The 15,088-nt window shown below is 36.4% G+C and carries 13 protein-coding genes; 11 read left to right on the forward strand and 2 right to left on the reverse strand.

All coding sequences use genetic code 11. The features are described from left to right. Positions 1-9 precede the first annotated feature (9 nt). The 3 genes from rpoD (at position 10) to P3U61_RS05995 (ending at position 3,414) form a co-directional block, all read left to right on the forward strand. Positions 10-1,119: an RNA polymerase sigma factor RpoD gene (gene rpoD / locus P3U61_RS05985; RefSeq protein WP_014613795.1), complete on the forward strand. Its 1,110-nt coding sequence runs from the start codon at positions 10-12 to the stop codon at positions 1,117-1,119. Positions 1,120-1,636: 517 nt separating this feature from the next. After that, on the forward strand, positions 1,637-2,314 hold the full coding sequence (locus P3U61_RS05990; protein ID WP_063284402.1) for a tRNA (adenine(22)-N(1))-methyltransferase: 678 nt from the start codon (positions 1,637-1,639) through the stop codon (positions 2,312-2,314). Next, entirely contained in the window at positions 2,311-3,414 is a 1,104-nt protein-coding gene (locus tag P3U61_RS05995) for a Nif3-like dinuclear metal center hexameric protein (RefSeq protein WP_037542857.1), read from the forward strand. The genes P3U61_RS05990 and P3U61_RS05995 overlap by 4 nt, the downstream gene beginning before the upstream one ends. A gap of 153 nt (positions 3,415-3,567) precedes the next feature. Here P3U61_RS05995 and P3U61_RS06000 read toward each other — a convergent pair whose 3' ends face one another. Continuing rightward, positions 3,568-4,536, reverse strand: coding sequence for a 4-hydroxy-3-methylbut-2-enyl diphosphate reductase (locus tag P3U61_RS06000; RefSeq protein WP_014613798.1), 969 nt, complete (start codon positions 4,534-4,536; stop codon positions 3,568-3,570). A gap of 180 nt (positions 4,537-4,716) precedes the next feature. On the opposite strand from P3U61_RS06000, the gene P3U61_RS06005 reads away from it, so the two are divergent. The 5 genes from P3U61_RS06005 (at position 4,717) to P3U61_RS06025 (ending at position 9,178) form a co-directional block, all read left to right on the forward strand. Next, positions 4,717-6,051 carry a DEAD/DEAH box helicase gene (locus P3U61_RS06005; protein WP_014613799.1) on the forward strand — a complete coding sequence of 445 codons (1,335 nt, stop codon included), beginning with the start codon at positions 4,717-4,719 and terminating at the stop codon, positions 6,049-6,051. 24 nt (positions 6,052-6,075) lie between these two features. Next, positions 6,076-6,969 (forward strand): deoxyribonuclease IV, encoded by an 894-nt coding sequence (locus tag P3U61_RS06010; RefSeq protein WP_015729240.1) that lies wholly within the window; start codon positions 6,076-6,078, stop codon positions 6,967-6,969. 184 nt (positions 6,970-7,153) lie between these two features. Further along, positions 7,154-7,924, forward strand: a complete 771-nt coding sequence (locus tag P3U61_RS06015) for a metal ABC transporter ATP-binding protein (protein ID WP_014613801.1) — start codon at positions 7,154-7,156, stop codon at positions 7,922-7,924. Then, on the forward strand, positions 7,921-8,808 hold the full coding sequence (locus P3U61_RS06020; RefSeq protein WP_014613802.1) for a metal ABC transporter permease: 888 nt from the start codon (positions 7,921-7,923) through the stop codon (positions 8,806-8,808). The genes P3U61_RS06015 and P3U61_RS06020 overlap by 4 nt, the downstream gene beginning before the upstream one ends. Then, on the forward strand, positions 8,771-9,178 hold the full coding sequence (locus tag P3U61_RS06025; RefSeq protein WP_014613803.1) for a Fur family transcriptional regulator: 408 nt from the start codon (positions 8,771-8,773) through the stop codon (positions 9,176-9,178). Before P3U61_RS06020 ends, P3U61_RS06025 begins: the two co-directional genes overlap by 38 nt. Before the next feature lie 273 nt (positions 9,179-9,451). Here P3U61_RS06025 and ispG read toward each other — a convergent pair whose 3' ends face one another. Beyond that, positions 9,452-10,558, reverse strand: coding sequence for a flavodoxin-dependent (E)-4-hydroxy-3-methylbut-2-enyl-diphosphate synthase (ispG, locus tag P3U61_RS06030; RefSeq protein ID WP_014613804.1), 1,107 nt, complete (start codon positions 10,556-10,558; stop codon positions 9,452-9,454). 346 nt (positions 10,559-10,904) lie between these two features. Between ispG and P3U61_RS06035 the strand changes: the two genes are divergently transcribed. The 3 genes from P3U61_RS06035 (at position 10,905) to P3U61_RS06045 (ending at position 15,064) form a co-directional block, all read left to right on the forward strand. Then, complete coding sequence (locus tag P3U61_RS06035) at positions 10,905-11,504, forward strand: superoxide dismutase (protein WP_014613806.1); 600 nt, start codon at positions 10,905-10,907, stop codon at positions 11,502-11,504. Positions 11,505-11,796: 292 nt separating this feature from the next. Next, on the forward strand, positions 11,797-13,836 hold the full coding sequence (locus P3U61_RS06040; protein WP_063278771.1) for a peptidoglycan D,D-transpeptidase FtsI family protein: 2,040 nt from the start codon (positions 11,797-11,799) through the stop codon (positions 13,834-13,836). Between the two features lie 268 nt (positions 13,837-14,104). Next, positions 14,105-15,064, forward strand: a complete 960-nt coding sequence (locus P3U61_RS06045) for a PstS family phosphate ABC transporter substrate-binding protein (RefSeq protein WP_015729236.1) — start codon at positions 14,105-14,107, stop codon at positions 15,062-15,064. Positions 15,065-15,088: the final 24 nt, after the last annotated feature.

Below are 15,088 nucleotides of genomic sequence, written 5' to 3' on the forward strand. Positions count from 1 at the left end.
GGCCTTTTTATGTCAGATAACCAGGTAAAAGTAATCAAAAAAGAAACCATCGATCCGACACTCACATTAGAAGATGTAAAAAAACAACTTATAGAAAAAGGTAAAAAAGAAGGTCATCTAAGTCATGAAGAGGTAGCAGATAAATTACAAAATTTTGATATGGATTCTGATCAAATGGACGAATTTTTCGACATGATTAACGACAATGACATTCAACTTATTAATGAAAAAGACAGTTCTGATACAGATGATAAATTGAACCCCAATGATCTAAGTGCACCTCCAGGCGTTAAAATTAATGACCCTGTACGTATGTATTTAAAAGAGATCGGTCGTGTCGATTTGTTAAGTGCACAAGAAGAAATTGAGCTTGCCAAACGCATTGAACAAGGTGATGAAGTAGCGAAAGCACGGTTAGCTGAAGCGAACTTACGTCTTGTTGTCAGCATTGCTAAACGTTATGTCGGTCGTGGCATGCTATTTTTAGATTTAATTCAAGAAGGTAATATGGGCCTCATCAAAGCAGTTGAAAAATTTGATTTTAGTAAAGGTTTCAAGTTTTCTACTTATGCGACATGGTGGATTCGACAGGCGATTACACGTGCGATTGCTGACCAAGCACGTACGATTCGTATTCCAGTACACATGGTTGAAACGATTAACAAACTGATTCGTGTTCAACGTCAATTATTGCAAGATTTAGGTCGTGATCCCGCACCTGAAGAAATTGGTGAAGAAATGGATTTACCACCAGAAAAAGTTCGAGAAATTCTTAAAATTGCTCAAGAACCAGTGTCACTTGAAACACCAATTGGCGAAGAAGACGATAGCCATCTTGGAGATTTTATTGAAGATCAAGAAGCACAAAGCCCGTCTGATCATGCGGCTTATGAATTGTTGAAAGAACAGTTAGAAGATGTTCTCGATACATTAACTGACCGTGAAGAAAACGTATTACGCTTACGTTTTGGTTTAGATGATGGTCGTACACGTACACTTGAAGAAGTAGGTAAAGTGTTCGGTGTTACGCGTGAACGAATTCGTCAAATCGAAGCTAAAGCATTACGCAAATTAAGACATCCAAGTCGAAGCAAACGCTTAAAAGACTTTATGGACTAATACAATTGAAAGAGATGAAGCATAAAAATTTTTGATGCTGTTGATGCAATATTTTTGTTAAACTTGTCCACCCTATGAATTGTGGGTTTTGATTTCCTTCATGGCTTCGCGTTCCTAGTGGTCGGTCATACAATGAATTAACACTCGATTCAACTGTTACATTTGATGAGGCGTTAGTGGATTTTGGGAGTAGTACAGAAATCTCATGTGTAACAAAGATTTCGTCGCACTGACCCGCATGGCTGACTAGACTTCTTAAAAGCGAGCACCTTGAGAGGGCAGACAGCATACACGCAATCTCTAAAGCGTCTTAGTCTTTTGATCAAACTTACATCAAATGCAACAGCTTAAGGCAAGTTTATAGAATGAGGACAAACAATAATATCCAATTCATCCACATTTTTTTGACTTTTTTATTATTATTAATGGATTTGAGTCCATAAAATAGATAGAGACTGGGAAAACTCAATATCCCGGTCCCTTTTTATTATGATTATCAATATGAAGGAGAAACATCATGATTCCTATTAATAAACGACTGGATAAAGTAAGCGAGTTCGTGCGAGGGGAAGTGCTTGCAGATATTGGTTCTGACCATGCATTTCTACCCATTTATTGCATTCAAAAGGGCACGATTCAACGGGCGATTGCTGGAGAAGTCATCAAAGGCCCTTACCAATCTGCATTAACGAATGTAACGACACATGGCTATCAAGAACAGATTGATGTCCGTTTAGGCAACGGCTTAACAATATTAGAACCGACAGACCGCGCCGATACTGTAACGATTTGTGGTATGGGAGGTCCACTCATCACGCGTATTTTAACTGAAGGGATTTCATATATACCGAATCAACCGAGACTCATCCTCCAATCCAATATTCAAAGCGAACCGATTCGCCGCTTTTTACAACAACATGGCTATCGCATTACAACAGAAACTTTGGTGAAAGAACGTGCACATATTTATGAAATTATCGTTGCAGACCCAGGAAAAATGCAATTATCTGACAGAGACTTTAAATTTGGTCCATATCTTCATCCAGAACCGAATGCATTGTTTGTAGAAAAATGGGAGCGTGAACTCGAAGCACTAGCAGATATTAAGAAGCAATTAGATCCTGATAAGCATCATCATCGTTATCATGAAATTGAAGCTCAAGAAAACGACATTAAAGAGGTGTTATCACAATGAAATTACATGAATTGTTAACAACATTAAATCAAGAAGTACCGTTTGATACTGCTGAATCTTGGGATAATGTCGGTTTACTCATCGGTGATAAACAAAGTGTAGTTAACGGCATTTTGACAGCATTAGATTGTACGTTAGATGTTGTAGAGGAAGCAATAGACCAAAATATTAACACCATTATCGCACACCATCCTCTTATTTTTAAAGGTGTGAAACACATTACAGAAGATGGTGGATACGGTTCGATTTTATATCGTCTCATTCAAAACAATATTAATTTGATAGCATTACATACGAATTTGGATGTCCATCCAAAAGGCGTCAATGCGATGCTAGCTAAAAAGTTGGGCTTAAAAAATAATGAACTATTAGATAGACAAACAACGATGTATTATAAAGTTCAAGTGTTCATTCCAAAAGAAAACGCACAGGCTTTTAAAGATACTTTAGCTGACCATGGTATGGCGACTGAGGGCAATTATGAATATTGTTTTTTCAATTCTGAAGGAGAGGGTCAATTTAAGCCAGTGGGAGAAGCGAATCCACATATTGGACAAATTGGTGATATTGAAACAGTTAATGAATTAAAAATTGAGTTTATGATTCCTGGCAGTCAAATGACATGCGTTCAAAAAATTATTGAAGCTAATCACCCATATGAAACACCTGTATACGATTTTATACCGATGAAAAAAATGAGTCAGTATGGCCTCGGCATGATAGGCGATTTACCAGAACCGCAGTCAGTTGAAAGTTTTGTTCAATCAGTGAAAAAAGTGCTCAAGATGCCAAGTGTGCGCTATATTGGTAATCGAGATACGACAATTCAACGTGTTGCAATCGTGGGCGGTGCAGGGATTGGTTTTGAAAACCTTGCACATCAACGCGGTGCAGATTTGTTTATCACAGGAGATATTAAGCATCATGAAGCGTTAGATGCTAAAATGGCTGGAATCAATCTTTTAGACATCAACCATTATAGTGAATATGTAATGAAAGAAGGCTTAGTATCACTATTGCAAGATTGGTTAGCAGATGTATCAACACAAATACCAGTGATAGCATCATCCGTGCACACTGACCCTTATGATTATATGTAGATAAGGACGTTCATTTCGGCATGATTGACTAAAAGCAATGATATGTTCAAACGCTTACCAGAAAACTTACATTCAAAAAGTTTAAACAGTAAAAAGCCTGAGATGCAACATCCCAGGCTTTTTATAATGCTCCTTTACTCAATTAAACGTGATTTATTCCATAATTTTAACCGGCTTAGCTTTTTTTATCTTAGGTAAGATTTTTTCAACCGGCACGTTAGAGGCAGTGACATGTGTTTCAGAGTTCATTGGATCATAATCTTTTAAGAAATTAATTACTTCTTTAACAATTGGGGTAGGCGTAGAAGCCCCCGCCGTCACCGCTACAGTTTCTACGTCTTTTAACCAACGCAAATCAAGCTGTGATAAGTCTGCAATACGGTAAGAATTTGTATGTGCAATATCTTTTGACACTTGCGCGAGACGATTTGAATTATTACTTTTTGGATCGCCTACAACGATGAGTAAATCTGCAGCACCTGCTTGATCTGCAACTGCTTCTTGACGTACTTGTGTCGCTTGGCAAATCTCTTTATGCTGCTCGACATGAGGGAATCGCTCTTGTAAATCATCCATTAAATGTGAGACATCCCATTGCGACATGGTTGTTTGATTTGTCACGATTAAAGGGTAGTCGTTCAGTGTATCAGGCAACGCTTCCACGTCTTCTTTCGTTTCCACGAGATAAACGATATCAGGTGCGACACCAACAGCTCCCTCTGGCTCAGGATGTCCTTTTTTACCAATATAGACGACATGATAGCCCTGCGCTTTTTTATCACGAATGAGTTGATGGGTATTTTCAACATCTGGACATGTCGCGTCAATACATGTCAATCCTTTATCTTTAGCACGTCTTTTAACTTCAGGTGATACACCATGTGCAGTGAAGATAACTGTTCCTTCATTAATCTGATCTAATATTTCTAAACGATTCGGTCCGTCTAATGTAATAATTCCGTCTGATTCAAAGGCATCTGTCACGTGCTTGTTGTGCACAATCATTCCTAATATATATATCGGACGTGGTAAGTTTGGATCAAGTGATGCATTACGTGCAATCACCATCGCATCGACCACGCCATAACAATAACCACGTGGGGTAATTTTAATGATTTCCATTCTGTAAGCGAACCTCCTTTAATAACTCATTATACCAATTACACAGCAGTTTTAAAATTAATACACAACTAGCGATTTGTAAAGTCAAGGACATTAAAAACCAAAAACATTTACTTGTATGTTTTCATTAACCATAAATTCATTTATAATATAGAGACGAATCTTTAAGGAGGCCAAACCATGGCAAAGCATCCATTTGACCAATTTCGTTTTGATTCAACTTTAATTGAAGCAATAACGGCATTAAATTTTAAACAACCGACAGAAATACAACAACGTGTTATCCCTAAAATTATGAAGCAAGTCAATCTTATTGGTCAATCACAAACAGGGACAGGTAAATCACATGCATTTCTTTTACCATTATTCCAACAAATCGACCCAGAAATTCACGAGCCACAATCTATCATTGTAGCACCAACACGTGAACTTGCCACACAATTATATCAAGCAGCTACACAATTAAGTGAATATAAAACAGGGATTAAAGTGAGTCTGTTTATCGGTGGAACGGATTTTGAAAAAGACAAGCAAAAAACGACAGTACAACCCCAATTAATTATTGGGACACCGACACGTATTAACGATTTGGCTAAAATTGGTGCACTCCACGTTCATCTTGCACATTATTTAGTCATTGACGAGGCGGATTTAATGATTGACTTAGGTTTAATTGAGGAAGTCGATCAAATCGCTGCAAAACTTGATGATGACGCAAAAATGGCTGTGTTTAGTGCTACCATTCCCAAGTCACTACATCCATTTTTAAACAAATATTTAGAACACCCTGAATTTGTCGAAGTGAAAAGCGAGACGAAAAACAAAAAGAGTATCGAATTTTATCTCATCCCAACTAAAGGGTCTCAAAAAATCGAAAAAGCAGTTGCATTGTTTGAAATGTTGAATCCATACTTAGCGATTATCTTCTGTAACAGTAGAGATAGTGCCAATCAACTTGCCAATGAACTTCAACATCAAGGCATTCAAGTGGGTATGATTCATGGTGGCTTAACGCCTCGTGAACGTAAACAACAAATGAAACGCATTCGTAACCTTGAATTTCAATATGTGATTGCGAGTGATCTTGCTTCTCGTGGTATTGATATTGAAGGAGTCAGTCATGTCATAAACTTTGACGTTCCTAAAGATATTGATTTCTTTACGCACCGTGTTGGTCGTACAGGCAGAGGGAATTATAAAGGTGTGGCGATAACACTTTATACACCTGAAGAAGATGGTTTAATCGCGGCTATCGAAAACAAAGGCTATCTCTTTGAAAATGTCGATATTAAAGATGGCGAATTTAAGCCAATCAAAGCGCACAATACACGACAATTGCGTCAAAAACAGGATGACCATATTACTCAAAAAGTAAAGCATAAAGTAAAGCGCAATACGAAAAAGAAAGTAAAACCAGGCTATAAGAAGAAGTACAAACAAGAACTCGAACAACTGAAACGCCAAGAAAAACGTCAATTTAGTCGTATGAAAAAGCGTCAATCTCGAAAAAAATAGTTCATTAAAAAGGATAGGATAAATATGTTAATCGGATCACATGTGTCTATGAGTGGTAAAAAAATGTTAGAAGCATCAGCAGAAGAAGCACATCGATATGGCGCTTCAACGTTTATGATTTATACAGGTGCACCTCAAAACACACGTCGTAAAGCGATAGAAGAGCTGAATATCGAAGCAGGTCATAAAGCGATGGAACGTTACAATCTTTCAAATATTGTCGTGCATGCGCCTTATATTATTAATATCGCGAATACGCAAAAGCCAGAAGTGTTTGAATTAGGTGTTAACTTTTTACAAAATGAAATTGAACGTACTGAAGCGCTTGGTGCAAAAGATATTGTGTTACATCCAGGTGCACATGTCGGCGCTGGAGCTGATGTGGGCATTAAGCGTATTATCGAAGGGTTAAATGAAGTTTTAACGAATCAAAACGATGTCAGAATCGCATTAGAAACGATGGCAGGTAAAGGCTCAGAAATCGGTAGAACTTTTGAAGAAATCGCACAAATCATTGATGGTGTAACCCATAATGAACGCTTATCTGTTTGTCTCGATACGTGTCATATTCACGACGCGGGCTATGATGTCATCAATGATTTTGATGGTGTTTTAAATGAATTCGACCGTATTATTGGTGTCGACCGTATTAAAGTTGTCCACGTTAACGATAGTAAAAATCCGATATCAGCACATAAAGACCGTCATGAAAATATCGGTTTTGGACATATCGGATTTGATGCATTAAATTACGTGGTACATCATGAACAATTTGAAAATATCCCTAAAATTCTAGAAACACCATATGTGGGTGAAGACAAGAAAAATAAAAAGCCACCGTATCGTTATGAAATTGAAGCATTCAAAAATGAAACGTTTGATCCAAATATGAAAAACAAAATTTTATCACAAGCATAATCAAATTTTTAAAACAGCTGTACCTCAAAAGGGGTATGGTTGTTTTTATTTTCACAACATCAGCTACACTTGTTTTCTCACTTTAAACCCATTCAAATTGTGGTATAATGATAAAGTCTTATCGTAAACGTTACTATTTACATTTCCGTATAGGCGCGTTATAGTTAGAAATTGAGGTGAAAAAATGTCACAACCTGTATTCGAACTCAAAAATATAGATTTCTTTTACGAACATAAAAAAGTGCTAGAAAATATTAATATTCGTATTCATCATGGCCAGTTTTTAGCTATTGTCGGTCCGAATGGGGCAGGTAAATCAACGCTCCTTAAATTAATATTAGGCATTTTACCCATTCAAAAAGGTGAGATTTATATTGATGGTGAATCTTACAATAAGAAATTAACGACTGATAAAATTAGTTATGTGTCTCAAAAAGCATCGTCCGTTACTGCAGGTTTTCCAGCAACCGTGAAAGAGGTTGTATTGAGTGGTCTTACACGTAGGAAAAAGCTGTTTAAATGGTTTAGTAAAGAAGACGATCACAAAGTGGACCAAGTATTAGAAAGGCTGAATATCTCAACATTAAAACATAAAAATATCGCACAGCTTTCTGGTGGTCAACAACAACGCGTATTAATCGCACGTGCATTAGTGTCTGATCCTGCTGTACTCGTTTTAGATGAACCGACGAATGGGATCGATGCCAAACATGTAGGTGAGTTTTATGAAACATTAAATCATCTCAAACAAGAAGGTGTGACGATTATTCTCGTGACACATGATATCGGTGTCGTTGCCGATACAGCTACTGATGTGGCTTGTTTAAATAAGCATCTTCACTTCCATGGCGCAGTCAGTGAATTTAAATCATTAGATGAAGTAGAAATATCAAAAATCTATGGTCACCCCATTAAATTTGTAGACCATAAACATGATAGGGATTGTTGTGTATGATTGATGCAATATTAAATTTTGAATTTATCAGATACTCATTTATTAGTGGGATACTCATTGGCTTGATTGCACCACTCATCGGGACATTTATCGTGGTGAGGCGTCTCTCATTGATTGCCGATGCATTGAGTCACGTCACGTTAGGCGGTATTTCATTCGGGATGTTTTTAATTACACTTTCTCCGCTATTTGCATTCGTTAATCCAATTTGGACAGGGATTCTATTTGCGATAATTGGTGCACTGCTCATTGAATATTTGAGAACTTCATATAAAAATTATCAAGAAATTGCGATACCGATTATTATGAGTACAGGTATTGGTTTAAGTGCTATTTTTATTTCGTTGGCTAAAGGGTTTAACCAAGAACTTGTCGGTTTATTGTTCGGTTCAATCAGTGCGGTATCCATTAGTGATTTAATTACTATTGTAACCATCTCTGTTTTAGTGTTAGCGTTCATTATGTTGTTTTATAAAGAGTTGTTCATCCTGTCTTTCGATACAGAATATAGCCAAGTGATTGGCATTCCGAAATGGATACAATTTTTGTTTATTGTTATTGTCGCACTTGTTATTTCTGCATCGATGCGTGTCATTGGTGTTCTGTTAGTGAGTGCACTCATTACTTTACCTGTTGCTATTGCAATGCGTTGGACAAAAGGGTTTAAACAATTTATATTAATAAGTATCATTATCGGAGAGTTTTCAGTTATTGTAGGGCTAGTTACAGCGTTTTATTTAAATATCTCACCTGGTGGAATCATCGTAGTTATTTTAGTCATCATGTTAGGTTTAACACTTTTCTATCAGTCCTTTGTTACTGGGAAGCTAAAAGGAGTGAAGCGTAATGAAAATGGAAGAAGCCATTCGTATATTGAAAAATAATGGGCATAAATATACAGATAAACGTCGAGATATGATTGAAATGTTTATCAAAGAAGATAAATATATTAATGCAAAAACAGTGCAACAACAAATGAACAACCATTATCCAGGAATTTCATTTGATACGATCTATCGTAATCTCCATCTATTTAAAATTTTGGGGATCATTGAGGGAACTGAGTTGGATGGAGAAATGAAATTCCGTGCGGCATGTACGTCACATCACCATCATCATTTTATTTGTACTGTTTGTGGTGATACGAAAGTCATTGATTTTTGTCCAATGACAGAAATTAAAGCATCATTGCCTAATGTAGAGATTGAAATGCACAAATTAGAAGTATACGGTATGTGCGAAAAATGTAAATAATAAAAAGCACTCAATGTAGCATGAAGAAACATTGAGTGCTTTTTTAATTTTAGTACAAGGACATACACAACTGTTCTTCAAAAATTTAATACATCCACGACGCGCCTGCTACAATTGTAACAGTAAAATCAAATCGTGTATTTGTAAGAGGGGGCAGCCTTTAGGAAACGTGAGGCCAGTTCAGTCAATTGCAAATCAATCAAATATAAAAGCTCCCCACAAAAGTAGGAAGCTAAATTGTCTTTCATATATTTTATGTGGGAATTGGAATTTTTAATTTTGAGCCGCTTCTTGTTTCTTGTTTTCTTCCCATTCAGCAGCCAATTTATCAATCTCCATCTTCAATTCATCAACCATTGTTTCTTCAGGAACTTTACGCACAGTTTTACCTTTCATGAAAAGTAATCCTTCACCGCGAGCACCGGCAATACCGATGTCTGCTTCACGTGCTTCACCTGGACCATTAACAGCACAGCCCAATACCGCAACTTTTAATGGAATTTGTAGTTTTTCGATGTATTCTTCAACTTCATTCGCAATTGAAATTAAGTCAATTTCAATACGTCCACATGTTGGGCATGCAATCAATGTCGCTGCGTTACTTGCAAGACCGAATGATTTTAATAATGATTTAGCCACTTTGACTTCTTCAACAGGGTCTGCTGATAAAGAAATTCGCATTGTGTTACCGATACCTAAAGATAAAATCGCACCTAAACCTGCTGAAGATTTTACTGTACCATTAAACAACGTACCACTTTCTGTAATGCCGAGATGTAATGGATAGTCAAAAGCTTTTGCTGCTTTTGTATAGGCTTCAATAGCTAAGTTAACGTCACTCGCTTTCATTGAGACGATAATGTCATGGAAGTCAAGTTCTTCTAAAATTTTAATATGATGTAAAGCACTCTCTACCATACCATCTGCAGTAGGGTATCCGTATTTTTTTAGGATATGCTTTTCTAGTGAGCCTGCATTCACACCAATACGAATCGGAATACCTTTTGCTTTACATGCCTCTACTACAGCTTCTACTTTTTCACGTCTACCGATATTACCTGGATTGATACGAATTTTATCCGCACCGTTTTCAATCGCAATTAAGGCGAGTTTATAATTAAAGTGAATATCAACGACGAGTGGAATATTAATTTGTGCTTTTATATCTTTAATTGCATGTGCGTCTTCCTCATTAGGACAAGCAACACGTACAATTTGACAACCTGCTTCTTCTAATCGCTTAATTTCAGCTACTGTTGCCTCAACATCGTGAGTTTTTGTTGTTGTCATACTTTGGATAACAACTTCATCTGCACCACCAATAGTTAGATCACCAACTTTAACTGGTCGCGTATTTTTACGATGTGTTATTTCAGCCATGTTAGGAACTCCTTTATAAATAATTTTAACTTGAAAATGTACTTCTCAGAGACCATTAATCAACGTTATTACATATTATACAATATGCGTGTGTGTTTATTCAAAATAATATGTTTAAAACGACGCAAAAATTTCACGATATCGTCATTATTTTCATCGATATGATAACACATCAGTCTTTTGGAGTATTTTCAATGTGTATGTTTAAAAATCCAAGAAATGAGCTATAATATATAATGTAAGTCTTAATATGATGACGCACCAACTTCCTTTAAGCAAATTGATTGATTAAAGGTACAAAGTTGATACAATAAATATGGAATCAAATTTAGGAGGATGATTAATTATGGCTTTTGAACTACCAAAATTACCTTATTCATATGATGCATTAGAACCACACATTGATAAAGAAACTATGGAAATCCATCATAGCAAGCATCATAACACTTATGTAACAAAATTAAATGCTGCTGTTGAAGGTACTGAATTTGAAAATAAATCATTAGAAGATTTAATCGCAAACTTAGACAGCGTACCTGAAAACTTACGTACAGCAGTTCGTAATAATGGTGGCGGTCACTTAAATCACTCTATTTACTGGCAAATCTTAGCACCTAACTCAGAAGAAAAAGGTGAAGTTGTAGATAAAATTAAAGAACAATGGGGTTCTTTAGACGAATTCAAAAGCGAATTTGCAGACAAAGCAGCTGGCCGTTTCGGTTCAGGTTGGGCTTGGCTTGTTGTTAACAACGGTAAATTAGAAATCGTTACAACTGCAAACCAAGATAGTCCGTTAACTGATGGTTTAACACCAATCTTAGCGTTAGACGTATGGGAACATGCGTACTACCTTAAATTCCAAAACAAACGTCCAGACTACATTAGCACATTCTGGAACGTTGTAAACTGGGAAAAAGTTGACGAATTATACAAAGCTGCAAAATAATATTTAGCTTTTACAATTCAAATGTAAAATTAGTGTTTGAGGCTAGGCAATGTGATATTGCTTAGTCTCTTTTTGGTTTAAACGCTCACTGATCTAAATATCCCTCGTCATGTCTGTTGTGTTGAATATATAACTAGTAGAGAAAAATAGCCACATCATTCACACGATTGAACGCCATTGGATTTAAAAACATACGGTGAATTTTTTGTTTGATCCATCACAAAATATTAGCAAAAACGATGTATTTCATATATCATTTTAAAGAGAACGATGTGAATAGAGGTCGGTTGTATTGTTAAAACGATTAAAAGAAAAAACAAATGACGAGAAGATGCGTCATCATATGAACCAACGGATAAACTTTATATTTGCGATCATCATTTTTGCGTTTGTCGCGATTGTATTAAGATTAGGTTATTTACAAATCGCTCAAGGCTCACAGTATAATCAAATGATTCGTGAAAGTGAGAATGTGACTGTGAATGAATCTGTGCCAAGGGGACGTATTCTTGATAGAAATGGCAATGTGATAGTAGACAATGCATCAAAAAAATCCATTACATATACACGCGGTAAAAATACCAATCAACAAGAAATACTGAACACAGCGAAGAAGCTTTCAAAATTAATTAAAATGGATACTTCTAAAATTACCGAACGTGATAAAAAGGACTTTTGGATTCTAAAACATCCTGATAAAGCGAAAGATCTAATGAAAAAAGAGCAACAACTGTATGAAAATGGCGATATTTCTCAAGAAGACTATGACCAGCAGTTGCTTACAAAAATTTCCGAACAACAACTCGACAGTCTTTCTAAAAAGGACTTGCAAGTATTAGCAATTTATCGAGAAATGATGCAAGGGTCTACATTAAGTCCGAGAACAATTAAAAAAGATAAGGTCACTGATGAAGAGTATGCATCAGTCTCTCAAAAGTTAGCGGATTTACCAGGCATTAATACAGAAATGGACTGGGATAGAAAGTATCCGTACGGCAATACACTTCGAGGCATTTTAGGAAGTGTTTCGACACCTGAAGAAGGTTTACCGAAAGAACTGACAGACGATTATCTTTCAAAAGGCTATTCACGTAATGATCGTGTAGGTAAAAGTTACCTTGAATTACAATATGAAAATGTGCTGCGCGGTAAAAAGAAAGAGATGCGCTATACAACAGATAAATCTGGCGCAATTATTGATTCGGAAGTTGTAAATGAAGGTTCACGTGGGGACGATTTAGTGCTCACGATAGATATTAAGCTTCAACAAAAAGCTGAATCATATTTAGAATCACAAATTAAGAAATTGCGGTCTGAAGGCGCTCAAGATATGGATTCCGCAATGATGGTCGTTCAAGATCCTAATAATGGTGATATTTTAGCGATGGTCGGTAAAAAAATTGCAAAAGACGGCACCTTAACCGACTATGACATCGGGACATTTACTTCTCAATATGCAGTGGGTTCTTCAGTCAAAGGAGCGACATTACTTGCAGGTTACCAAAATGATGTCATTCACGTTGGCGATAAAATGGTGGACGAACCTTTGACATTTAAAGGTGGATTAACCAAACGTTCATATTTCAATAAAAACGGCCAAAAACTGATTGATGATAAAGAAGCGCTCATGCATTCTTCTAACGTATACATGTTTAAAACGGCCTTGAAATTAGCAGGACTCGAATATCAACCGCATATGTCATTACCAACAGATGTGACGGCACCGGGTCAAAAATTGCGCAAAGGATTAAACCAAGTTGGCCTCGGTGTCAAAACAGGGATCGACTTACCTAATGAAGTGAGTGGTCAAATTGAACGTTTAAAAGACAATCCTGGTAATTATCTAGATTTAGCAATTGGCCAATATGACACTTATTCACCGCTACAACTATCCCAATATGTATCGACAATCGCTAATAACGGTTACCGTATTCAACCACATATCGGTAAAGAAATTCATAAAGCGACAAGTGATGACGAATTGGGACCAGTTAAACATAAAATTAATGGCCACGTCCTTAACCGTGTTAATAACACACCGGATGAAATTAAAGAAGTCCAAAAAGGTTTCGACATGGCATTTAATAAGCCACAAGGTACCGGTTATGCGAGCTTTAATAAAACAAAAGTGCGTGCAGCTGGTAAAACTGGAACAGCCGAAGTATTCCAAGATGGGGAACCACGTGTTAATTCAACATATATCGGCTACGCACCAGTAGATGATCCTCAACTAGCGTTCTCTATCGTCTATACGAACCAACCTGTGCCAGAACCTTGGCTCAACGGTGGGGATTTAGGACGCGATGTTATTAATTATTATTTTGATAAATAAGTCACACATTCATAACTGAAAAGTGTTAGACAGGGCTAGAACCTCCAAAGCATTCTAGCCCTGTTTTTTACTGGCTTTGAAAATACTTCAACTTCTACATGACACTCCGTCCAAAACAATCATCTTCCACGAAACTGAATTCAATACATTAAAATATATCGAACAATAAATTAACGCAAACTTTACACTTCATTCATTCCTAATTAATAAAACATTTGTATCCTTAAATCGTAAGCAAATCGAAAGTTAATTCTAGGAGGATGTTTCAATGAAAAGATGGCAAACACTGGGCGGTACACTGATTGGTGTCTCATTAGTTTTAGGTGCATGTGGTGGTGCATCTCAACAAAGTAGTGATCAAGGTGATACGAAAAGTTCTAACGTTGAAGGAACAGTTAAAGGGAACGGTTCGTCAACAGTAGCCCCAATCATTGAAAAATTGAATGAGGACTTTTCTTCAAGTCACGATAAAGCAACGGTAGAAAATGTGACTTCAGGAACAGGCGACGGTTTCAAACAATTCATTGCAGGTAAAACTGACTTCTCAAATGCATCACGTCCCATTAAAGATGAAGAAAAAGAACAATTGAAGGATAAAGGGATTGATTATACAGAATTTAAAGTAGCTCGAGATGGTTTAACGATTGCAGTCAACAAAGATAACGACTTTCTTAAAGAGATATCACTAGAAGATCTGAAAAAGATTTATTCTGGAGAAGCTAAAAAATGGTCAGATGTTGATAGTGATTATCCTGACAAACCGATTAAAGCATTCTCTCCAGACCAATCCCATGGTACATATGACTTCTTTACTGAAGAAGTGATGGATGACGTGGATATTCAAGCTGAGAAAAATCAAAATACGGATGTCATTGTAAAATCTGTTCAAGATAACAAAGAAGGTATCGGTTTCTTCGCATATAACTTCTATAAAGAAAATGAGAATAGCTTAAAAGCGGTTAAAGTAAAAGGCGATGACGGTAAAGCGATTGGGCCAAATCAAAAATCAATTCAAGATGGTTCATATCCATTAAGCAGACCATTATTCATTTATGCGAACAATAAAAAATTAAAAAGCAATGACGTTTTTGCTGAATTTATGAAGTTTACATTAGAGAATAAAGGTAAAGCAGCTGAAGCAAAAGGTGTCGATTATGTAGCATTACCTGAAAAAGATTATGATGCGCAACTTAAAAAATTAGAAAAGATTACGAGTGAAAGTAAATAAAATCTCACGTGCTAACTATACTGA

This window comes from Staphylococcus pseudintermedius (genome assembly GCF_034042775.1).
Classification (GTDB): domain Bacteria; phylum Bacillota; class Bacilli; order Staphylococcales; family Staphylococcaceae; genus Staphylococcus; species Staphylococcus pseudintermedius.